We start from the raw sequence: 22,414 nt of genomic DNA, 5'->3' as shown, positions 1-22,414 counted from the left end.
TCACTCCTGTATGCTAAATTTAACTACAACCATGGACCAGATGCGCAGGGACGGCAAAGTGAATCTGGCCGCAAGTCCTTGCCCGTGCGGAACCACCTCGTAATCCAGGACAATCACTTCCTGGGCCTGATCATCCGGGCTGGCCGTGTAAATGCATTCAATCGGCTGTTCGATTAATAGTGTGCACACTACACCATTTTGAGCTTCAGGCCGCTGTTTCTTGCCATGCTCCCAATAATCATCTTCAAGCCCGGCAAGATTAATCAGCTGCAGGATTTGATAACCCGGCTTGCGCTTAATGATCGTCCAGACAGAATCAATATCTCCGTTCGGTGCAAAAGGCACATTGCCTTCGAAGGTAATCTCGGTGTTAACCCCGGCTGTATAGGTATAAGACACATCTTCCAATTGCGCATCATGTATCAGCACTCCAAAACGCACGATGAAATCATAGTAACGTCTGACCTCAATGGCAAATTCAGGCCGCATCACTGCATAATCGGGATAGTAGGGCATGGTCAGCATTCCATGATCCTCACCCAGCAAGAGGTGATATCCCCCGCTGGCGAATATGGAGGCCATCGTCAGCAGTGCCCCGTTCTCAGCCCATTCCTTGTCATGTCCGGCTTCCGGGTAGAAGGAGGGCAGATAGGCGGAGAGGATCACCGGCTTGTGCGGGTCCAGTGAGCGCGCATTATCTATCAGTCCTTTGAGCTCACGCAACCGGACTACAGGCGGCCATACTTCAATATAAAGCGCCTCCTGATCCGCCGAAGCCGTCTTGTTGATAGGGTAATTGCCCACATTATTGAAAATAACCCCGGCCTCTACCTTGATTTCCTTTACGGCCGCATGGGTCCGGTTGATCAGTGCCGGATAACATTCCGCCAAATCGACCTGTTCTTCTTTCCCCCCGATCCGGCGCACAGCTTTCTTCGGAAAACCATATTGATCCATATGAATTCCGTCGAATCCAGCCTGTACGGCCTGACGGAACTGTTCAACAATATGATCGGTCCAAGGCGAATCCGGTGTAATATCCATAATATAGAACAGATCTATTAATTGAAACGGTTCTCCCTGGCGGTTATACAGTCCCCATTCCGGACGCTCCTGCAAGAAGTCCTTAAGACTTGCATATACCGTTCCATAGGCCAGGGCCGCCATCCCTTTATCGTGTACGGCTGTGACCTTTTCACGGACCACCTTATAGGACATCGTCCGGCCCATCGGATCAATAAATTCATCCTCTTTTGGAACCAGATCATCATGCCGGTACATCCAGTCATAGAACTGTATGACATTCAAGTGGAATTTGTTCATGCTGTCGACGTCACGGGTGTTTCCGGATTCTTCACTCCGGAAATCGCTTAGAAATCCATACCGCGGCGCCCGGCCCCAATGATCGGCAATATCGTATGAGGTATATGCGGTTGAGACTACAGCTTCATTGCAGAGAACTGCAGCCTTGACCCCATAACCCGCCCACTCTGTAGCTTCAGTGAACAAGGGAACGGACACTTTTTGTCTCAAGCCTGGTTCCGTAAGGATGCTAAGTCTTTCTTCAGCAACCTGCTGCTCCAGCTTGTAGAAGCCGACAACCAGCTGCAGAACCGCTTTCTCCCGGGTCTCCACTTCAATGATAGTGCTGCCTGATTGACCGGTCTTGTACTGGGCCTGATCTGGATATATATCTATATGCGTCAATACGCCATTGTCCATATGAATACTCCATTCCATGTAGATTGAGCTTAGCCATTCCGCTTATTTCTTGCCGTTTTCAGCCAGCCAGGCATCCAGCTGCTTTTGCACTTCCGCGAGTACTTTGTCTGCTCCAGCCGCTTTTTGTTTTTCCAGCATTTTAGGAAGAGACTCTTCCGGATCGAGCTGACCGGACTTCAGACCGTCAACAAAGGTTTTGTTGGCGTTGTCGATCGAGATCAATTCATTTTTTACCGGCTCCGGATCGAAGACAAATCCAAATATCCGTGAAGGATTAGAAGAAACCTGTTCGTTGAACTTCTCGTAGTTCTGGTATTTATTCGGATCCTCGCCTACACGGGTATAGTTGAGCATTTGATTGCCGAGCTGCCACATAATATCGTGATAGTAGCCGACATTATCTGTAGTTTTGCCTTCCGGCAGCGCAATTTGTCCGTCTTTGAGCACATAATGGGTTCCCTCAATCCCGAAGTTGAAGAGGGTCAGCAATTCCTTGTCCTTATAGAAAAGGTTAAGCAGCATCATGGCACGTTCCGGATCTTCAGAGCTTTTTGCAATCGAATACATGGTTGCTGTCATTTTCCCTGTCTGCAAACGGTCAATATTGAGCGGAATTTGCAGCATCTCACGGCCCGCTTTAATCGAACCATTCGGTGATACGGCTGCTTTGCCGATCTCCATATCCGCGATAATATCCATATCAGAGACAAAGGCGAAGCCTTTACCCGCTTGAATCTTCTTCCAGGCATCCAGACCAGGTGTCAGTGCATCCTTGTTAATGTATCCTGCCTTGTACCATTTGTTGGTAAGCTTGGCAAGCTCCAGATACCGCGGAGTCGTGTAGGAATTGATGACTGTATAATCATCTGCCACTGTTCCCACGGTGTTAATCGCTGCAATACTCACTATAGAATCCAAATTCGTGGATGAATAGTAAGCTTCGAGAGGAAAGCTCGGTGCCACTAAAGGCGTAATCCCCGGTTCGTTCTCCTTGATGGTTTGAAGCATGGGCTCCAGATCCTCGACTTTACCAGACTTCAGTGCAGTCAGATCAAAGTTGTACTTGTCCACAAGCTCTTTGTTCAAGTAGACCCCTTGTGCACCGCCCAGCTCCTGGTGGGTATGAATACCGTACAGCTTGCCGCCGCGTTTAGCCGGCCCGTGATAGTCCTTCTCTACAGCTTCGATGTCCGGGCCGTATTTAGCGAGCAGCTCATCCAGCGGCAGCAAGCCCCCTTTGGTCACCTGTTGCTGGAACCCGAGCCAATCCGCCGTAAACAGCAGGTCCATTTTGTCGCCGGAGGCCATCATCAGGTTCGTTTTATCACTCCAGGCACCCCAGTCGATAGGATTCAGCTTTACCTTCATGTTCATTTCCGGATAAGTCTTCTTCAGATAATCATTCATCGCATCCTGTACCCGCTGATTATCATTTTGCGGCGCATCGGGGAATACCATTACCACTTCGTAAGGCTTCAATCCGGAGCTGGCCGCACCTCCCGGCTGGACTGTGCCCTCCGGTGAATTTGCAGCATTATTCCCGCCGCAGCCGGTTACTACAACTGAAGTCAGCACAAGCGATGTCAATACAACAGAACTCTTTTTCAACCACTTCATAAATAGTAGACCTCCCTGGAATCCTTCTGTATTCTGCCTCATCATTCTGAACTTGCTTATACTAATCCGGTCATATACCGGGATCAGCCTTTCACAGCGCCTACGGTAAGTCCTTTGACGAAATACTTTTGCAGGAAAGGGAATACCAGCACCAGCGGTCCGATTGCAATCATCGCCATCGCCATCCGGATGGATTCAAGCGGCGTTGTGACCTGTGCGGTTGAGCTGTAAGCCTTATTGGCAATCGTCTGCAGGAACGAAGCGTTCATTAAGGTTTTGGTCAAAAGATATTGCAGCGAGAACAGCTTCTCATTCTGGATGAAGACCAGGCTTGTAAACCAGTCATTCCAGTAGGATACGGTGGTGAATAACCCGATTGTAGCCATTACAGGCAAGGACAGCGGCAGAATAATGCTGAAGTATGTCCGGAATTCACCTGCCCCGTCGATCTGAGAGGAATCAATCAGGGAAGGCGGGATGCTGTTCGTGAAGAAGGTCCGCATGATGATCACATTGAAGCCGCCGATCAGACCCGGAATGATAAGCGCCATCAGCGTATCCTGAACATGCAGGAACCGGGTGTAGACAAGATACCAGGGCAGCAAGCCGCCCGAGAACAGCATCGTGATCAGGATGTAGAAGCTCAGGGCACCTCTAAGCGGGAACTCTTTCCGCGACAATGCATAAGCCATGGCCGAAGTCACAAACAGACTGATGACAACTCCAATGAGCGTTACCGAGGCAGACACACCGTAAGCCCGCAATATTTTCCCGGCATCTTCAAACAAATACTGATAAGCGACAAGACTGAATTTGCCGGGCCAGAAGCTGTATCCATTCGCAGTCACCCAGTCTTCATCAGCAACCGAGATCATAAATACAAGCCAGAACGGGATCAGGCAGGCAAGACTGAACAATGACAGGACGATAAGGATAAAGGGATTAGTTCGTTTTTTCTCCATGGTGTCCTCCTTCTAGAACAAAGCATTTTCTTTGCTGAATTTACGGACGGCCAGGTTGACAGTAATGACAAGTGTAAAGCCAACCACCGATTGCAGCAGCCCTGCCGAGGAGGCGAGTCCCGTATCACCGGTAACCATTAACGCCCTGTATACATAGGTATCGATAACATCCGTTGTCTCTTTGATCATGCCGGAGGCCATGGTTGCCTGATAGAACAGACCGAAGTCAGCGTTAAATATCCGGCCGATCGCCAGCAGTGTCATGATGATAATGATCGGTGCAATCAGCGGAATTGTAATTTTCGTCATTTGCTTCAAGCGTGTGGCCCCGTCAATGACGGCTGCTTCATAATATTCAGAATCTATTCCGACAATGGCTGCCAGATAGACGACGGCCGAGTAACCCACACCCTTCCAGGTGTTAACAAGGGTCAGGATATAAGGCCAATGCTCTGCTTCCGCATACCAGTTTCTAGGATCTATCCCGAAGGGCTCCAGAATGAATCTGTTGATGAATCCCAGCTCCGGATTCAGAAATCCATAGACGATATAGCCGACAATGACCATGGAAATGAAATTGGGCAGGATTACTGTGCTCTGAAAGAACTTGGAGGCGAACTTATTTTTGACCTCGTTAAGGAGAAGTGCCAGCATCACAGCGAGTATCGTATTGATGATCAGGAAGCTAAGGTTGTACAGCAAGGTATTCCTGATGATCAGCCAAGCGTCGTTCGAAGCAAACAGAAACTTAAAGTTGTCCAGTCCGATCCATTTGCTGCCCCATATTCCTGCCGTATAATTCAGGTCCTTGAAGGCCAGGAAAATACCGAACATGGGCAGGTAGTTATTGATCAGCATCAGCAGCACACCAGGCAGAGCCAGCACGACCAAGGCCCTGTACTTCCATATGCTTTTCCATTTTGAGTTGCTTTCCGAAGCCATAGTTCCACACCTTCTTATTGGGTTATGGCTTCATTATAAGGAGTTGCCTGCAGCTGCTCTGCCGTTTTTATAACCTTAGTCTATTCGTTTTGTGACCTTGCGGTATTCCTGTGGATTGACGTTGAACTGCTTGCGGAACATTTTGGTAAAATGAGAGAAATTGCTGTAGCCTACCTGCTGCGCGATTGCGCTGACCGGCATATCCGTGGTGTCCAGAAGCTCGCGGGTGCGGTCCAGCTTCACTGAAATCAGGAAATCGATAAGGATCTGGCCGGTCTCTTTCTTGAACAGCCTGGAGAGGTAAGCCGGGTTCAAGCCCACATAATCAGCGACACTGGCCCTGGAGATCTCTTCCTCCACATGCTGCTGAATGTAGCGGATGGACCGCTCAATCACACCGCCCTTCTCCTGCCGCTCGAATTCCGCCTCCATGACCGCCGATACGATCCCTTCCGCCCAATGCCTGTATTGAAGCAGTCCCCGTATCCTAGCGGTTGTCCAGTCTGTAAACAGGACTATGCTTCCCGCATTGATTCCTCTTACCTGCAGGAAGTGGTAGATAATCTGCAGGGTATCCTGATGCAGGGCGTCCAGATGTCTTCCCTGAAAGCAAGGATTGGCTTCCAGCTTCTCTGCCAGATTATGAATGAACTGCACAGCGGACTCACGTTTGCCGTTCAGCATATAAGAGATCAGATCATCCAGCAGGATATCCTCCGAATTAGAATCAGGTGATAATAATATCTGGTCCTGCGGTAAGTATAAGAGTACGGATTGGGTCCGGGAGATATTGTCACGCTCCATGATCTTTAGACTTTCGCACATTCCCGGCAGCTCCTGCAGGGGTTTGAACGAGCCGACATAGCAGGTTACGATGCTGTAGAACAACTCCTGGCAAGCTTTGATAAAACGTTTACCTATGGCCGTGAGCTGCTGAATGCTAACCTTCTTAGCTGCATGCTCTCCCTCCACACCTCCGGCATACAGCAGAATGAACAAAACTCCGCTTTTATCGGTGACGGCCTCCCCCGGATGCTCTTCTGTGAAACATTCCTCCGCTGCTTTCTTCACCGCATATTCCATGATTTCCTGATCACGCGGGCTGAGCGGTTTGGACCACTCCTCAATGCTGATCAGAATCGGAAGTACCTGATCCTCAGGATTCAACCCTATCCCCGCACCCGCCAGCTCCCTATCAAAGAAATCCCCGAACGACAGGATGCTGCGGGACAACAAATCCTGCCAGAAACGTTCCACACGCTTCGGCTTTTCTTGTTGCCACAGATTCAGATACTTATGATACATTTGGTTATAGGACTCATACTCTTCCTTCTCGCGGATAGCAGCCATCATTCCCGATACGGCAGACAACAGCTCATCCGTGTCAACAGGCTTCAGCAAGTAATCAAAGCTCCCGAGGTTAACAGCTTTCTTGGCATAGGAGAATTCGGAATGGCAGGTCAGAAAAATCGATTCCGTCCAGGGAGAGTGCTCCCTCACCCAGCCAACCAGGGAAAGTCCGTCTTCATCCGGCATTTCAATATCGCAAACCAGCAATTCTATTCTGTGATTATTCAGCAGCTCCCTTGCCTTGTCGGCCCTGTTCGCCGTCAAGACCTCTTCAATCCCATACGCCTTCCAGTCGCAGCAGTAGAGCAGCCCCTCCACAGCGAATTGTTCATCATCTACAATCAATAATCGCATCTCTCAATGTTCTCCTTCTGTATATTCAATAGGCAGGCTAAGCCGCACACGGAATCCGGCCGGCTGATTGTTGCTGAAGTGAATTTCGGCTCTCCCCTGATAGATCATCGCCAGCCTTTGTTTCACATTCCAGATCCCGATATGCCCTTCATCTGTGGCCGGGTTGTAATCCGGCGAATTCAGCACCCGCAGCTTCTCTGCACTGCTGCCTTTTCCGTTATCCGCGATTTCAATGATCATGGTACCGGCTGCTTCTGCTGAGAGACCAGCCGAAATCTCCAGATGAAAGATCCCGGCTTTCAGACTTATGCCGTGAAGCATGGCATTTTCTACAAAGGGCTGTACCATCAAGGAGGGTATGGAGGCACGGCTAAGCTCTTCGGCTATGGTGATCTGAAACTCAAACGACTGCTGGTAGCGCAACTTTTGAATTTCAAGGTAATTGCGGAGATGTTCAAGCTCTTGACCCAAAGTAATGCGGTTATCCTTGACCTGAAGCATAAAGCGGAAATACTGCACCAGATGCCGTACTGTCTTTTTGACCAATTCGAAACGTTTCAGATCGGCAAGCTGAAAAATAATATTGAGCGTGTTCAAGAAGAAGTGCGGATTAATTTGCATTTGCAAATGCTTCATTTCAGCTTTTTGCGCATTGATCCGTTCCTCATAGATATCAATTCTCAGATCTTGAATTTCTACAACCATATTATTAAAGGCCTGATTCAGCGCCTGGAACTCCACCAGGTTAGAATCGGGAAGCTTGGTTTCCATGGCGCCGTTGCGAATCCGGTGAATGCCGCTCAGCAGATCCAGAATCGGGCGGATGACCATACGGCGGAAATAATATAAGTAAACCAGTAAAATGAGCAAAATAATAAAGGGCAGTACATTAATAATCGTCTGGAAGGTATTGAGTCCCTGGAGCAGCTCGGAAGCGGGGATGACCACAGACAGATTGATTCCCAGGGCGGATGACTGGCTGGACACCACAAACCACTTCAGGCCATCATGTGTAAAAGAAAAGGAAGAATTCAGATTCATCTTCTCACCCGGCAGCTTGAAGTCGTAGCCCATGGATGCCGAAGGACGGGTTAAGATATTCCCTGCATTATCCACAATAAGCACATCACCGCCCGATTGCAGGTTCAGATTGCCCAGCGGTGAACGCATAGAGTCGATTCGGATCAGAGCGCCAATGCAGGCGGTATTGCCCAGATTATTGCTGACGGTCCGGTTTAAATAGTAATCTCCGGCAATTTTAACGATCGTCCATTTGTACTGAAGCGGCTCCAGATGATCTTCATTTTGAACGTTTCTCGTAATCCAATCTCTTATCCGGTCCATATCATCCTCTGTCGTTCCTAATACATTGGATAGTGTCAAGGTATCATTAACGCCGGAGTACAGATAAAACATGTCCACACTATGGTAATAGGCCTGGTAGGCCTGATTTCTCTGCATAATCCCCATACGGGCAAAATAATATTCGGATTCTGTCAGCCCCGGCTGGTTCAATTGAAGAAAATTCACATCATGATCGACAATATCGACCAGATTAATTGTTATGTCCTCCAGACTGCTCTCCATCATCTTAAGATTGGAGTTGACCAGATTCTGATAGGATCTGGATACCTGGTCGAGCACAATTCCCTTGGCATAATATCCCCCGGCAAAAAGAACGGCGAGGAGCGGAATCGTTATTGCAGCAGACAGCTGAATCAGTTTTACACCCAGTGAGTTTTTCCTGTTTTTCATAATGCTCCTTTCTATAACTTAATATAAGAAAGAGTCACCTCAGTGACCCTTATCCCATGAATTTTTTTCACAAGAATTGTTTTTCTTTTAACGTAAACGTTTACTCAAATATGCAAAAAACATACCTTTATAAGATCTTCCCCACCTCCTCCAAAAAAATCTATGGTGTGAATTTATACGTTCACTTGAATGTAAGTTATGTATTTTTGTACCTACAATCCTAAATCCCCATTACGTAAACGCTTACTATAAAAGTTATCTCGTTTATTTTTCCTTGTCAATGCTTATTTTACATAATGTTTAATTCCGGTTGACAAAGAAAAAGCAAGAACTTATATTTTCAGTAAGCGTTTACTGCTAAACGACAGGTAGGAGAGTCTATGAATCCCACAATTAAAGATGTTGCCCAAAAGGCGAACGTATCCATTGCCACCGTCTCAAGGGTTCTGCATAACTTAGGCGGATATTCAGATAAAACGAAGCAAAAGGTAGATCAGACCATCAAAGAGCTTAAATATCAGCCGAACGCTATCGCCCGCGGACTGATTAACAAGCGTACCCAAACCATCGGCGTGTTATTTCCTGATGTGTCGAGCGCCTTCTCCTCCGATCTGCTCCACGGAATCGACGAATTCGTCCATGACCGCAATTACAGTGTGATGGTCTGTAACACCGATCAGGACGGCAAACGTACGCTGAAGTATTTGCAGCTGCTGCGCGAGAAGCAGGTTGACGGGATTATTTTTTCCAGTGAAGTGCTCAAGAAAGAGTATTATGACATGCTGGAGAGCATGAAAGTTCCAGTGGTGCTGGTCTCTTCCCAAACGGATTTTGCCAACGTACCTTATGTGAAGGTCGATGATTATCAGGCGGCCTATGACGCTGTCCATTATCTGATCACCAAAGGCCACCGCAGAATCGGCATGATCAGCGGAACCAAGGGCGATCCCATCGCCGGAACTCCACGGATCGAAGGATACCGCAAAGCGCTGGAAGCACAAGGTATCGCCTTTGATAGCCGTTACCTCGTATATGGAGACTTTTCATACGAAAGCGGCTGTAGAGCCATGGAAGCCATATTACGGAGAACACCGGAGGTTACTGCTGTCTTCGCGGCCAGTGACGAAATGGCGATTGGTGCCCTTTCCACCGTTACGAAGCATGGAATGAATGTGCCTGAAGATATCTCCATCATGGGATACGACGATCTCCGGTTAGCCCGGATGGTCAATCCGCCATTGACTACCGTGCGCCAGCCGCTATATGACATTGGAATGATCGCTTCCGAGAAGCTGATCGGCATGATTGAAACAGGGGAGCCTGCGAAGAGTCAAATCTGTACCCACTCCATTGTGGAAAGGCAATCCGTTCGGGCAATTACCTGACCAAGGACATGTAACCCGTTCTTTCGGAAAAATAAAAAGGCTGCCCCTAACGCCGTATTGGCGAAAGGAGCAGCCTTTTTCCTGTATATACCTGATTTAATCTCTCTCGACAGCAAGCCTCACCAATACTCTGGCGCCCTGTACCAGCACAGCCTCATCAATGTTGAACCGGGGCTGGTGTAGCGCATGGGTTATCCCCCGTTCCGCATTGCCGCAGCCGATAAAGGCAAACGCCCCGGGCACCTGATCGAGATACCAGCCGAAATCTTCCCCGGCCAGGCTCGGCTGCTCCAGCAGATACGCCTGCTCATCTCCCAGCACCTTGCGCGCTGCGCCGAGCATCTGCTGAACGGCCAAGCCGTCGTTCACCACGGCAATGCCTTCGCGCAGCTCCAGGCTGCTGCTGCCGCCATAAGCCGAGGCTATCGCTGCAGCGTGGCGCTTCAGTCCTTCCGTAATCCGGCTGACGGTTGATTTCGTGAAGGCTCTGAAGGTGCCGGTCAGCTCACTGTGCTCAGCAATGACATTGATTGCTGTTCCAGCACGCAGTGTGCCGAAGGCCAGCACCGCCGCTTCCGACGGATTGATCCCACTCGCCATCAGCCCGTTCACCTCGGTAACAAACCGTGCCGCCATCTGTATAGCATCTACCGCTTCATGCGGCGCACTGTGATGTCCGGCGGTGCCCCGGAATTTCACGGTGAAATGGCTGGAGGCCGCCATGGCATACCGGGGATGAATGCCCAGCGTACCAACGGCAAGCTCCGGCATCACATGCAGCGCATAACACTGGTCCACACCTTCCAGAATGCCGTCTTCGATCATATCCCTGCCGCCGGAGAGCAGGCGCCCGTCCAGCGAACTGCGGCTTGCGCCTTCCTCCGCCGGCTGAAAGACAAAGACCACCGTGCCGCTCAGCTGATGGCGGAATGCCGCCAGGGTCTGCGCGGCCCCGAGCAGCATCGCCGTATGGGCGTCATGCCCGCAGGCATGCATAACACCAGGATTCCTGGACTTATAGTCCACCTCATTCAGCTCAGCAACCGGCAGCGCGTCCATATCCGCCCGCAGCAGAATTACCGGTCCGCTCCCTGCCGTTCCCCGCAGCGTCCCGGTGACTCCCATCCCGAAATGCCGGCCCACATTCCGCCGCACCTCAATGCCCCATGATTCGAGGAGTTCGGCAACCTTGCCGGAAGTGCGGGCCACATCGTAGAGCAGCTCCGGATGGCTGTGCAGATCACGGCGGATCGCGATCAGCTCCGCCTCCAGCCCGCCGGCATACTTCATCATGGCTTCAAGATCCGGTTTCAGACGGTCTGCACCGGACTGCATTTGCGTCACACCTGCCCTGCCGGTTCAGAAGCCTTAGAATAACGGTTCGCCGGAACTGGCAGTCCGAGATTACCCCGCAGCGTATCGCTTTCGTATTCGGTGCGGAACAGTCCGCGTTCCTGCAGAATCGGAACGACCTGATCCACAAATTCCTCCAGTCCGTTCGGCACGGCGGCTGCCAGCATGAAGCCGTCGGCTGCTCCGGCCTCGAACCAGGTCTGAATCTGATCAGCCACCTGCTCCGGCGTGCCGATGAAGCTGCTGCGAGGCGTAGCAGACTGCAAGGCTACCTGCCGCAGAGTTAAGCCCTGTTCTTTGGCATCCTTTTTGATTTTGTCCGTACCGCTCTGGAAGCTGTTCCGGCCCAGATCACCGACATCCGGGAAGGGCTCATCCAGCGGATACTGCGAGAAATCATGATGCTCGAAGAATCTGCCCAGATAGTTCAGCGCATTCTCGATCGTCACCAGACCGGCAACCTCCTGGTATTTGCGTTCCGCTTCCTCAGGGGTAGCTCCCAGAATCGGTGCTATTCCAGGGAAGATCAGCACTTCTTCGGGATTGCGCCCAAACGAAGCTACGCGGGTTTTCACATCCTTATAGAATTCCTGGGCAGACTCCAGCGTGTCATGACCCGTGAAGACGGCATCCGCTACGCTCGAGGCATAATCTTTGCCGACCTCTGAGGACCCTGCCTGGAAAATAACCGGCTGCCCCTGCTTCGAGCGGGCGATATTCAGTGGCCCCTTCACTGAGAAGAATTCACCCTGGTGATCAAGCGTGTGCACTTTCTCCGGATCGAAGAAGACGCCCGTCTCCTTATTGCGGACAAACGCATCATCCTCCCAGGAATCCCACAGCCCGCGCGCTACCTCCAGATATTCGGCGGCAATGCGGTACCGCTTGCCATGATCGGGATGCTCCTTCTTGCTGTAGTTAAGAGCTGAGCCTTCAAGCGGTGAGGTCACCACATTCCAGCCGGCCCGTCCGCCGCTGATGACATCCAGCGAGCCAAATTGCCGGGCCACAGTAAACGGTTCGCTGTAGGAGGTAGACAAGGTACCTACCAGACCAATGCGGCTGCTGACCGCCGCCAGTGCACTAAGAATCGTTAGCGGCTCGAAGCGGTTGAGGAAATGAGGGATCGACTTCTCATTGATGAACAGACCATCTGCAATGAAGATCAGATCCAGCTTGCCTTCCTCTGCTTTGCGCACCCATTCCTTGTATAACTCAAAGTTCACACTGGCATCAGGCTTCGCATCGGGATGACGCCACATGGAGGTGCTTCCTCCAACCCCGTGCAGCAGTGCCCCCAGCTTCAATTGTCTCGGTTTAGTCATGTTCATTCCTCCTCAAGGTTGTGTATTCATTACAAAGTGGCTTGCTGTGCAGAGAGACCGGCTTCCGCTCCCTGCCTGATCCGTTGGATCTGGGCCAGATGGGTCTGCACATGGGCGGTGAAGCTGCGGACAATATCAGCAATCCGGATGGTGTCTCCCTTGACATTAATCCCGCTTTTCTCCCATTCTGCGGCACTCAGTCTTCCGAGCAGGAGACTATTGTAATGCAGCAGGCTGCGGAACAGCTCCAGGCTGTCTGTCGCCTTACCCTGATTGCTGTGCTGCCCGCTGACCCAGGCATCCTGATTGAATGCCGGAAGCTGCACCTTCGTATCCGCCAGAATATCACGGATACGGAAGGAGACCACGATGCTGTGATCAGCCAGATGTGACAGCACCTCGGTTACGCTCCAGCTGGCCGGCTCCGCCTTCCACTTCAGCTGCTCATCTGATAAGCCTTCCAGTGCCTGCACCAATTGCCCGTGCGTATTCAAGTACTCTGTTAGCTCCACACTGCTCATTCGATCTCCTCCAATATAAGTTTCGGTTGCGGCTGGTCAGGCCCGGCAGGGAAGCGTGACAGCGCAAATGGCGCAATATTCAGCTTCGTATGTCCTTGCACGGCCAAATCCGCGAGGATCTCCCCGACCACGCTGGAGAATTTGAAGCCATGTCCCGAGAAGCCTCCGGCCAGCAGCACATTGCTGTAGGCCGGGTGGCGGTCAATAATGAAATCCTCATCCGGTGTATGCTCATATTTACAGACGGACCCTCTAAGGAGCTTCCCTGCTGCGCCGGGCATGTAAGCCTCCAGCACACGGCGAAGGTCGCCTTCATCGCTCTCCAGACTGCCGAACGGTGCCAGCGGTTCGCCAGGCCTCCATTCCTCGCCTGTATCATGGCGGCCGATCTTCAGTCCCGCCCCGCCGATGCCGGGGAAGCCGTAGAACCCGCCTTCCTCAGCACCCAGCGTGAAGCCGGGGAACCTCCCGGCCTCGAAGTCCGGCGTACTCCCAAACCAGCCCACTACCTTGCGGATGGCTTTAATCGGCAGGCTGACAAAGGGTGATAATGACTTAAACCAGGCACCGGCGCTGAGAACAGCAGCCGCTCCATGGTAATCACCGTTCTTCGTATGAACCGTGACACTCCCTTCGCGGGCGGTCACATTCAGCACGTTTGTATTCGTCAACAGCTCCGCACCGTGAGCCAGCGCCAGCTGCCGGTAAGCTGTTATGCACCGCTCGCTATAGAGGTAACCCGCATCCGGCTCATACATCGCCTCGAAGGATTCTGGAACGTTCAGCGCCGGCCAGCGGCGGCGGATTTCGTCCGCATCCAGCTGCTCGGCCCGCACCTTACGCTTATGCGCTTCCTCCAGGCGGCCGGCGAAGGAATACACGCCTCTGTCAGCCAGATTGAGCACGCCTGAAGGGACAAGCAGCTCCGTCCCGCTCTCCGCTTCGGCTTCTTCCCATAGCACCTGGGCACGTAGTGCCAGGTCAATATAGGCCGGATCTCCGCTATAGGCATGCCGGATCAGCCGGGTCTCCCCGTGATGGCTGCCTTCGGTATGCGGCGGATCAAAAGCATCGATCAGCAGCGTCCTCACGCCGCGCCGGGCCAGATGATAACCCGCGCTCATGCCCATCGAGCCTGCACCGACAATAATCACATCATATACGGGATGGTCAGCTATGATCCGCACCCCCTTCAGCCGCGAAATGCTCCAGCACCCGTACCGCCAGGCTGCTGAAGAATCCGGCACCTACAGGCAGAGCCGCTTCGTCCAGATCGAACGCCGGGTGATGCCATTCCCGGCTTCCGGCCGTGCCGGTGAAGACAAATAAACCGGGAACCGCCTGCTGGTAGAAGGCGAAATCCTCCCCGGCCGGTGAGGGCACCGGCTTCACGGAGGTGTAGCCCAGGTTCGCAGCCGTTTCTTCTCCCAGCCGGGCCAGCAGCACATCATTGATAACCGGCGGCGGTCCGCCGATCCAGCGCACGCTGGCTTCCGCCCCCAGTGCGGCCGCAACACCTGCCACCACCTCTTCGAACCGTTTCAGCACTCTGCTGCGCACCGCTTCATCGAAAGAACGGATCGTCCCTTCCAGCACCGCCGTCTCCGGGATGATATTCCACGAGTTCCCGCTGTGAATCTGCGTAACGCTGATGACAGCACTGTTCAGGCTGCTCACATTCCGGCTGACGATGGATTGCAGCGCCGTTACGATATGCGAGGCCGCCACGATGGGATCTATACCGGCCTCCGGCACTGCCGCATGGGTTCCGAACCCGCGGACCTCCGCGATGAAACCGTCAGCGGCTGCCATCAGCGGACCTTCCTTAATACCGATGGTCCCTACCGGCAGATCCGGCTTATTATGCATCCCGATGACCGCGCGGACATTATCCAGCGCTCCGGCAGCGATAATCTGCTGCGCGCCTTTGGCTTTCTCCTCGGCAGGCTGGAACAAGAAGCGGACCGTTCCCTTGAGGCTGTCTTCCTGCGCCTTCAACTGATATACCGCCCCCAGCAGCGCAGCCGTATGAAAGTCATGCCCGCAGGCATGCATTTTGCCCGGAACCTGTGAGGCATAAGGCAGCCCGGTTTCTTCCTGAATCGGCAATGCATCAATGTCGGCCCGCAGGGCAATCACCGGACCGCCCTGCAAGCCATCGATCTCGGCAATCACTCCGGTCTTCAGCCCGTAATCCACTATTCTCACTCCTGCCTGCTTGAGCAAGGAGGTGATATATTTCGTAGTTTCATATTCTTCATTAGAGAGTTCAGGATGCCGGTGCAGATGACGGCGGATCTGGGCCAGCCGCTCATTGAACGGTAATGTATTTATTGCCTGTGCAGCGGATTCTGCAGCTGTGCTTGTCATGATGAGGCCTCCGCCGGAACCCCGGCGAGCGCTTCAGCCAGCAGTTCGAAAGAACGCAGCCGCTTATCGAAGGGCTGCACGTTGGTCGTTACAATGAACTCCTCTACCCCGGACGCCTCAGCCAACGCCTGCAGCTGTCCGCGGACCGATTCCTTCGTTCCTTTGGTAACCTCAGGCTCCCGCTCTTCCAGGGTGTAGGGCTCCGTGCTCTGGCGGGTGAACTCCTCCGCCTGCTCGCGGGTAGCCACCGTCAGCTTCTTCCCGCTGGCGAGGTGAATGCGGATCAGCTTATGCGCTCCGCCCAGCTCTTTGGCCTCCTCTTCCGTATCGGCCACGATTACAGCCAGCGCGATGATCACTTGCGGCTCCTTCCCGCTGCTGATATTGAAGCCGCTGCGGTAAGCACGCACCGCTTCCAGGGCAACGGCCTGATCGCCGCCGATGAACAAAGAGAATACATACGGCAGCCCCAATTCCGCAGCGATTTCGGCGCTGGCGACACTTGCACCCAGTACATACAGCTGCGGCGGAGTTCCCGGCAGCGGGCCAGCCTTCAGCCCGGTGAGCGGATGATCCTCCTCCAGCCGGTTATGTACATATTTCTCCAGCTCTATGATTTTATCGGTCAATGAAGGAGCCTCGCCGCCCCCCTGCTGCAGCGCCTGCGTACTGCGCGGCAGCCCGCCGGGAGCGCGCCCGACGCCCAGGTCTACACGGCCCGGGGCCAGCGCAGCCAGCACGTTGAAGTTCTCCGCCACCTTGTACGGGCTATAATGTTGCAACATAATCCCTCCGGAGCCTATGCGGATGCTCTCCGTCTTGGCCAGCAGATGCGAGATCAGCACCTCCGGTGAAGATCCGGCCACCTGCTCGGAATCATGATGCTCGGATACCCAGAACCGGCGGAAGCCGAGACGCTCCGACAGCTGCGCCAGCTGGACTGTATGCTGGAAGGCCTCCTCCGGCGTCTCTCCCGGATAAATCGGGCTTTGATCCAAAACGCTGATTGTAATCGCCATAGTTATGCCTCCTAGATGGAATAGTTCAGCTCCGGCGTAATCCGCTTCAGGAACTGCTTGGTTCTTTCTTCACGCGGATGGTTGAACACCTCGGTGGGTGTGCCTTCTTCGACAATCACGCCGCCGTCCATGAACACCACATGGTTCGCCACATCGCGGGCAAAACCCATCTCATGCGTCACCACAATCATCGTTATCCCTTCCTTGGCAATCTTGCGGATCACCGCAAGCACTTCGCCTACCAGCTCCGGGTCGAGTGCAGAGGTCGGCTCGTCGAACAGAATCACTTCCGGCTCCAGCGCCAGTGCCCGGGCTATGCCGACCCGCTGCTGCTGCCCGCCGGACAGCTGGCTTGGATAGGCATCCAGCTTGCTTCCTAAGCCGACCTTTTCCAGCAGTGCGATGCTTCTCTTCCGTGCTTCCTCCTTCGGAAGCTTCTTGACGATCAGCAGCCCTTCCATCACATTCTCCAGCGCCGTTTTGTGGCGGAACAGATTGTACTGCTGGAAGACCATGGCCGTTTTTTGCCGCAGCTGGTGAATATCCTTTTTGCGGGCATGCCGGCAGTCCAGCTTGAACTCACCGATCGAAATTTCGCCGCCGCTTGGCTTCTCCAGATAATTCACACAGCGCAGCAGGGTTGTTTTGCCGGAGCCGCTGGGGCCGAGAATGACGACAACTTCCCCTTTGGACACCTTCAGATCAATATTGTTCAGCACCTGATGGCGCCCGAAAGACTTCGATATACGTTCCAGCTTAATCATGCGACTCCACCCCGGTTATACAGATTTATCCGTTTTTCGATCAAGGCGGTGGCCCGCTCAATGAGGAAGGTCAGCCCCCAGAAGATCAGCGCCGCCGCCAGATACGCCTCGAAGAATTTCCAGTTTGTCGAAGCTACGATTTGCGCCTGGGCATTGATATCCACGACCGATACGGTAAAAGCAAGCGTAGACCCGTGCAGCATTCCGATCACGGAATTCGACAGATTGGGCAGGCTCGCCGCCAGCGCCTGGGGGAATACGATCCGCCGGAGCGCCTGGGGAGTACTCATCCCTATGGAATGGGCAGCTTCGATCTGACCGCGGTCCACCGCCAGCAGGCCGGAACGGACCACCTCGGACATATAGGCTCCTGCTGTAATGGAGAAGGAAATGTAGGCGAAGCCGATCATCGGAATCGATACCGAGCGGAAGCTCCATCCGAACTGTACAGCAAGCCCGTCGATAATCATCGGTAGCCCGAAATAGATCAGCAGCAGATGCGTCAGCATCGGGGTACCGCGGATGAAGGTGACATACCCCACCGCCAGCGGATACAGGACAGGTACTTTATAAATCCGGACCAGTGCCACCACAATTCCAATCGCGAAACCGGCCAATACCGAGACCACCGTGATATACAGCGTTGTAGGAATGGCTCCCAGAATCTGCAGGAACGCCGTCCAGATAAACGATGGGTCCAGCTTCATTACGCGCCGCCTCCTTTACCCGGTCCCATGTCCGCAATGATATGGCGGTAGGACGCTTTTTTCTGCAGGCTGAATTTCCGCTTCACCGGACTGCCCTGGTCTTCATGCCGGAGTAACCGGCGTTCCGCCACCAGCAGCAGCTTCTCGATCGTAAAGCTGATCACGAGATAGATGAGTGCAAGTGCAATATAAGTTTCAATAAAATGCTGGGTCACGCTGCCCAAAGTCTGCGCCTTACCCGTCATCTCCATCACGCCCAGCGTGAACGCAAGCGAAGTATCCTTCAGCAGCGCAATGACCAGGTTCGAGAACACCGGAATGGCAATCCCCAGCGCCTGGGGTAATACGATCCGGGTAAAAGCCTGATAAGAGGTCATTCCCGTGGCGTAAGCCGCTTCCACCTGGCCTTTATCGACAGCCGTTACCGAAGCGCGGATCATCTCCGACATGAAAGCTCCCGTATGCAGGCCGTAGGTCAGAATTACGAATACCAGCACCGGCGTCCGCGTCATATCGAGATTGACCAGCTTCAGCACCTCGGGCAGACCGTAATAGAACAGGAACAATTGGATCAGAATCGGCGTCCCCCGGAAGAATGAGATGTACACCTCTGCGCAGGTCTTCAGGACCGGCACCTTATACAGGCGGGGAAGGGCAATGATAAATCCGACAATCACACCTGCCAGCAGCGAGCAGGCTACGATCAGCAGTGTTGTGCTCAGCGTAGTCAGCAGCTTAGGCAGAAAAGAGAATACAAAACTAAGATCAAACGGTGCTCCCATCCTGCCCCTCCTTCTCCGCTATAACGGCAGCCTCATCATTGAACCGCGGATGTGGTGACGTCAGCTCCCAGCCACTGCGTACTTATTTTGCCCAGCGTGCCGTCTGCCTTCAGCTCTGCGACCACTCCGTCGATGGCATCCGACAGCTTCTGCGACGGGGCATCATCCTTGCGGAACACATACAGAATGTCAGCGGAGGACAGCTCAGCACCTACTGCCTGCAGCTTGCTCTGCGGATCAATAATCGGCAGTACGAAATCCGCAGCGAGCGTGGCATCCACACGGCCCGAGTCGATCTGGCTCACCGTATCGTTGGCTGCACCGTTCTGATAGACAATTTTGATCGAATCCGCGCCGTGCTCCTTGTTGTAATTCTCGAGAATTTGCGCTTGTGCGCTGGTTGCGCCTGTCAGCACCTTTTTACCTTGCAGATCGTCCAGCGTCTGGATCGAATCATTGCCTTTGGCTACAATAATGCGGTTTCTCCAGTGGGCATAAGCTTCTTTGTTAAAAGAATACTTCTGCTCCCGCTCCGGGTTCTTCTCCATAACATGGGCTACCAGATCAATCTTCTTGGTCTCCAGGCTCAGCAGCAGATTGCTGAAGTCCATCGTCTGGAATTCGAACTCATACTCCGGCAGACGGCTGTCAATTTCCTTGAGCAGCTCTACATCGAACCCGGTCAGCTTGCCGTTCTCGTCAATGAAGCAGACATTCGGAAAAGCGGTGCCTGTGCCCACCACGATCTTGGTCACCTCTGCCGGTTCTGCGGCTGCAGTCGTTGCCTCCGCACTGGTCTGCGGTGCTGCTTCCGCCACATTCCCGCTGCTACTGCTGTTTGCAGCGTTATTGTTGCCGCAGCCGGCGATCACCAGCGTCAATGCCAATGCAGTTGTGAGCGAAATGGTCTTCTTCATCTCTCTATCCCCTTTAGGTTGTAGTATGGTTGAGCGGTAAGTGTCTTTCTCATCAAATACATAATGCCGTCGCCATTCTGCGCATCCAGCTCCAGAATCCGTTCATACCCCCGGCGTTCATACATGGGAACCAGCCAGGGATGCTTCTGTGCCGTAGCCAGGGTTACAGCGGGAGCACCCAGCTTGCCGTGAATAATATGCTCCTCCACCCAGTCGAGCAGCTTGCCGCCGTAACCTTTGCCGCTGCGCTCGGGATTCACTGCGAACCATTTCACAAAAGGCAGATCAGTTACCGCCTTGACCTCTCCGCTCTTCGAGAGGGTGATCGTCGCCTCCACGTTGCCGTCGATCTCCAGCACATAACACTCATTGGTGGCGATGTTATCCTGAATTAGAGCCAAATCGGCGTTTGCCGCCGGCCAGTGCAGTCCAAGCTCGCGGATCAGCTGATAGGCACGATAGGTCACATCCAGCAGCTGTTGGGCGTCCTTCTCTACGGCCTGCCGGTATACCTCGCTCATTTCATGCCCCCGTTTCTCAATTTAGATAATCCCTATCTGTTTAGTGGTGATTATATGCAATTAACTTTATCACTGCATGTAGCTATGCGCTAATAGAGTTTTTTAATACTGTTATACAAGAAGTCGATCCGGCTTACTGCGGCCCACCGCCAGTTCTAGCAGCGACTCAATGAATTCCGCATTCTCCCCGTTCAGCGAGATCAGGCTGGTCCGCAGGGAAATCCCTTCCGTCTCAGCGATATCCACCCTGATCAGCGTTCCCGCCTCCACTTCCTCCTGTACACTGAGGGCCGGAAGGAAGCAAATCCCCGCTTGCCTCAGCACGAGCTTCTTGGCTGTCTCCAGATTATCCACCTGATACACAATGTCCGGCGGCTGCTCCATGCTCTCGAATACCCGGTGCAGGCGCATCCAGTCCAGCGAGCCGCACTCGAAGAATACAAGAGTCTCCTCCCGGATCTCCTGGATAGAGGCACGGCCCTGGCGGGCCAGCGGATGACCGGCATATACATACAGCGAGATTGGATCCTCACAGAAGGGGAACGACTGAATGGCCGGATTGACCACTTTGCGGATAAAAGCGAGATCAATCTCCTTCGCCTTCAGCTTCTCAATTAATGAATCGGTGGATGAGGTCGTCAGTTTAAAGCGGATATGCGGATATTTCCGCTTCAGGTGCTGCAGGAGCTGCGGCATCAGATAATTAGAGACCGATACCGTACTGCCGATTCTTAATTCATCCGGGATCTGGCCCTTCGACTGGATCTGATGTTTGCCGTTCTGGTAGACCTGCAGAATCTGCTGCGCGTAAGGAAGGAACTGGCGGCCTTTATCCGTAAGGTTAATCTGCTTGCCCAGCCGGTCGAACACTCTGCAGTCCAGCTCCCGTTCAAGCGACTGGATGCGGGCCGTCACGGTCGGCTGGGAGATGTAGAGTACATCTGCCGCTTTGTTGAAGCTTCCGTAGTGGTTGATGTAGACAAAGGCTTCAATATTCTCGATGTTCAAGCGTAGTCCTCCTCCACAACTCTATTTAAATTAACTATTCCAATTGATTAACAAGGAATTAATGCCGTACGGGTGTATAGATTTTGTTTATATCTTAGTCACCGGCCCTTTTTTTGTCAACTGACTTATCGTGTAATATACAGCAAAAACCATTACATAGATCACAAAAACAGATAGAACTTTTCTATCTGTTAATCGGTTTTGTTAAATTCCTCTTATATTCATCGGAATTATGGATTATAATAAGCGTCACATCCCATTTCTGAACAGGAGGTACCCGATGAATCATTCAGCACAAATTGTAATCCGTGAAGCCGCAGAGGCTGACCGCGAGGCTATCGCAGGAGTTCTGCTTGAGGCTTACAGCGAATATTCAGCCGTGCTGCCCGAACCTTTTTGGGTGGAGTACCGCGACTCCATTCTTGATTCCGTCCATGGCAAGGCTCCGGTCTCGCGGATTGTAGCGGAGCTGGATGGGCAGATCATAGGCAGTGTGCTGCTGTTCACCTCTTCAGAGGCCGCTTACGGCAGACCGGAGCTCGGTATCCACACGCCGATCATCCGTCTGCTCGCTGTTTCTCCGGCTGTCCGTGGACGCGGGGTTGCCAGGCTGCTGATCAGCGAGGCCGCCAGACAATCGGTGCTGCTTGGAGCAGCCAGCCTGAATCTCCACACTTCGGACATGATGGCATCCGCAATCAGGCTGTACGAGAAGCTCGGCTTCCGGCGGGCCTATGAAACGGATATTAAGAACGGGGACACGCTGGTCAAAGGATACCGCCTGGAGCTTCCCGTCTCCGCCGGCCTGCAGACGCAACAAACCTCCACCTCCACAGCCTGAGCGGAAACGTCCCGCCGTCCTTTAGGGGACGGTAACCGTTCCAGCGGGAATATAAGGATAAAGTATGTGGGGATTGTGCTGAAAGAAACCCGCCTGCAAGATAAAACCCGAGCAGGAGTACTTAGCTGCGCTGATTGGCGGCGAGGCTGATTGGCGGCGGGGCTGATAGGCGGCGGGGCTAATAGGCGGCCGAGTTGAT

Annotated in this window: 20 protein-coding genes; 2 read left to right on the top strand and 18 right to left on the bottom strand. The window is 53.0% G+C overall.

Features of this window, described 5'->3' with window-relative positions; translation table 11 throughout:
• From NSU01_RS07825 to NSU01_RS07800, 6 genes are all read right to left on the bottom strand, one after another.
• Positions 1-1,722 (bottom strand): glycoside hydrolase family 66 protein, encoded by a 1,722-nt coding sequence (locus NSU01_RS07825; RefSeq protein WP_076242449.1) that lies wholly within the window; start codon positions 1,720-1,722, stop codon positions 1-3.
• 42 nt (positions 1,723-1,764) lie between these two features.
• Positions 1,765-3,339, bottom strand: coding sequence for an ABC transporter substrate-binding protein (locus NSU01_RS07820; protein WP_076242448.1), 1,575 nt, complete (start codon positions 3,337-3,339; stop codon positions 1,765-1,767).
• 83 nt (positions 3,340-3,422) lie between these two features.
• Complete coding sequence (locus tag NSU01_RS07815; protein ID WP_076242447.1) at positions 3,423-4,301, bottom strand: carbohydrate ABC transporter permease; 879 nt, start codon at positions 4,299-4,301, stop codon at positions 3,423-3,425.
• Between the two features lie 12 nt (positions 4,302-4,313).
• Positions 4,314-5,243 (bottom strand): ABC transporter permease subunit, encoded by a 930-nt coding sequence (locus NSU01_RS07810; protein WP_042134547.1) that lies wholly within the window; start codon positions 5,241-5,243, stop codon positions 4,314-4,316.
• Between the two features lie 75 nt (positions 5,244-5,318).
• Entirely contained in the window at positions 5,319-6,947 is a 1,629-nt protein-coding gene (locus tag NSU01_RS07805) for a helix-turn-helix domain-containing protein (RefSeq protein WP_042134545.1), read from the bottom strand.
• A gap of 3 nt (positions 6,948-6,950) precedes the next feature.
• Positions 6,951-8,702, bottom strand: a complete 1,752-nt coding sequence (locus NSU01_RS07800) for a histidine kinase (protein WP_076242446.1) — start codon at positions 8,700-8,702, stop codon at positions 6,951-6,953.
• Positions 8,703-9,082: 380 nt separating this feature from the next.
• Here NSU01_RS07800 and NSU01_RS07795 point away from each other — a divergent pair, with 380 nt between their 5' ends.
• On the top strand, positions 9,083-10,087 hold the full coding sequence (locus tag NSU01_RS07795) for a substrate-binding domain-containing protein (protein ID WP_076242445.1): 1,005 nt from the start codon (positions 9,083-9,085) through the stop codon (positions 10,085-10,087).
• 96 nt (positions 10,088-10,183) lie between these two features.
• On the opposite strand, the gene NSU01_RS07790 is transcribed toward NSU01_RS07795, so the two are convergent.
• From NSU01_RS07790 to NSU01_RS07735, 12 genes are all read right to left on the bottom strand, one after another.
• Entirely contained in the window at positions 10,184-11,422 is a 1,239-nt protein-coding gene (locus NSU01_RS07790) for an amidohydrolase (protein ID WP_083705119.1), read from the bottom strand.
• A 5-nt stretch (positions 11,423-11,427) separates the two neighbouring features.
• The gene (locus tag NSU01_RS07785; protein ID WP_042134539.1) at positions 11,428-12,765 is read right to left on the bottom strand and encodes an LLM class flavin-dependent oxidoreductase; all 1,338 of its coding nucleotides are present in this window, start codon (positions 12,763-12,765) and stop codon (positions 11,428-11,430) included.
• A gap of 29 nt (positions 12,766-12,794) precedes the next feature.
• Positions 12,795-13,286: a DinB family protein gene (locus tag NSU01_RS07780; protein ID WP_039301132.1), complete on the bottom strand. Its 492-nt coding sequence runs from the start codon at positions 13,284-13,286 to the stop codon at positions 12,795-12,797.
• On the bottom strand, positions 13,283-14,464 hold the full coding sequence (solA, locus tag NSU01_RS07775) for an N-methyl-L-tryptophan oxidase (RefSeq protein WP_076242827.1): 1,182 nt from the start codon (positions 14,462-14,464) through the stop codon (positions 13,283-13,285). The genes NSU01_RS07780 and solA overlap by 4 nt, the downstream gene beginning before the upstream one ends.
• A complete protein-coding gene (locus NSU01_RS07770) occupies positions 14,457-15,656 on the bottom strand; it encodes an amidohydrolase (RefSeq protein WP_076242444.1) in 1,200 nt (399 codons plus the stop codon). The genes solA and NSU01_RS07770 overlap by 8 nt, the downstream gene beginning before the upstream one ends.
• Positions 15,653-16,675: an LLM class flavin-dependent oxidoreductase gene (locus tag NSU01_RS07765; RefSeq protein ID WP_076242443.1), complete on the bottom strand. Its 1,023-nt coding sequence runs from the start codon at positions 16,673-16,675 to the stop codon at positions 15,653-15,655. The genes NSU01_RS07770 and NSU01_RS07765 overlap by 4 nt, the downstream gene beginning before the upstream one ends.
• An 11-nt stretch (positions 16,676-16,686) precedes the next feature.
• Positions 16,687-17,439, bottom strand: a complete 753-nt coding sequence (locus NSU01_RS07760; RefSeq protein WP_039301123.1) for an amino acid ABC transporter ATP-binding protein — start codon at positions 17,437-17,439, stop codon at positions 16,687-16,689.
• On the bottom strand, positions 17,436-18,146 hold the full coding sequence (locus NSU01_RS07755; protein ID WP_039301120.1) for an amino acid ABC transporter permease: 711 nt from the start codon (positions 18,144-18,146) through the stop codon (positions 17,436-17,438). Before NSU01_RS07755 ends, NSU01_RS07760 begins: the two co-directional genes overlap by 4 nt.
• Complete coding sequence (locus NSU01_RS07750; protein WP_042233466.1) at positions 18,146-18,928, bottom strand: amino acid ABC transporter permease; 783 nt, start codon at positions 18,926-18,928, stop codon at positions 18,146-18,148. Before NSU01_RS07750 ends, NSU01_RS07755 begins: the two co-directional genes overlap by 1 nt.
• A 35-nt stretch (positions 18,929-18,963) precedes the next feature.
• A complete protein-coding gene (locus NSU01_RS07745) occupies positions 18,964-19,845 on the bottom strand; it encodes a transporter substrate-binding domain-containing protein (RefSeq protein WP_076242442.1) in 882 nt (293 codons plus the stop codon).
• A complete protein-coding gene (locus NSU01_RS07740; protein ID WP_042134532.1) occupies positions 19,842-20,366 on the bottom strand; it encodes a GNAT family N-acetyltransferase in 525 nt (174 codons plus the stop codon). Before NSU01_RS07740 ends, NSU01_RS07745 begins: the two co-directional genes overlap by 4 nt.
• Before the next feature lie 111 nt (positions 20,367-20,477).
• Positions 20,478-21,374 (bottom strand): LysR family transcriptional regulator, encoded by an 897-nt coding sequence (locus tag NSU01_RS07735; RefSeq protein WP_042134531.1) that lies wholly within the window; start codon positions 21,372-21,374, stop codon positions 20,478-20,480.
• Between the two features lie 280 nt (positions 21,375-21,654).
• Between NSU01_RS07735 and NSU01_RS07730 the strand changes: the two genes are divergently transcribed.
• Positions 21,655-22,215, top strand: coding sequence for a GNAT family N-acetyltransferase (locus NSU01_RS07730; protein ID WP_042134530.1), 561 nt, complete (start codon positions 21,655-21,657; stop codon positions 22,213-22,215).
• Positions 22,216-22,414: the final 199 nt, after the last annotated feature.

The organism is Paenibacillus sp. FSL H8-0259, assembly GCF_037963255.1.
Taxonomy (GTDB): domain Bacteria; phylum Bacillota; class Bacilli; order Paenibacillales; family Paenibacillaceae; genus Paenibacillus_AQ; species Paenibacillus_AQ phytohabitans.
The sequence above is the reverse complement of the archived record's forward strand: the minus strand, read 5'-3'. Positions and strand labels throughout refer to the sequence as shown.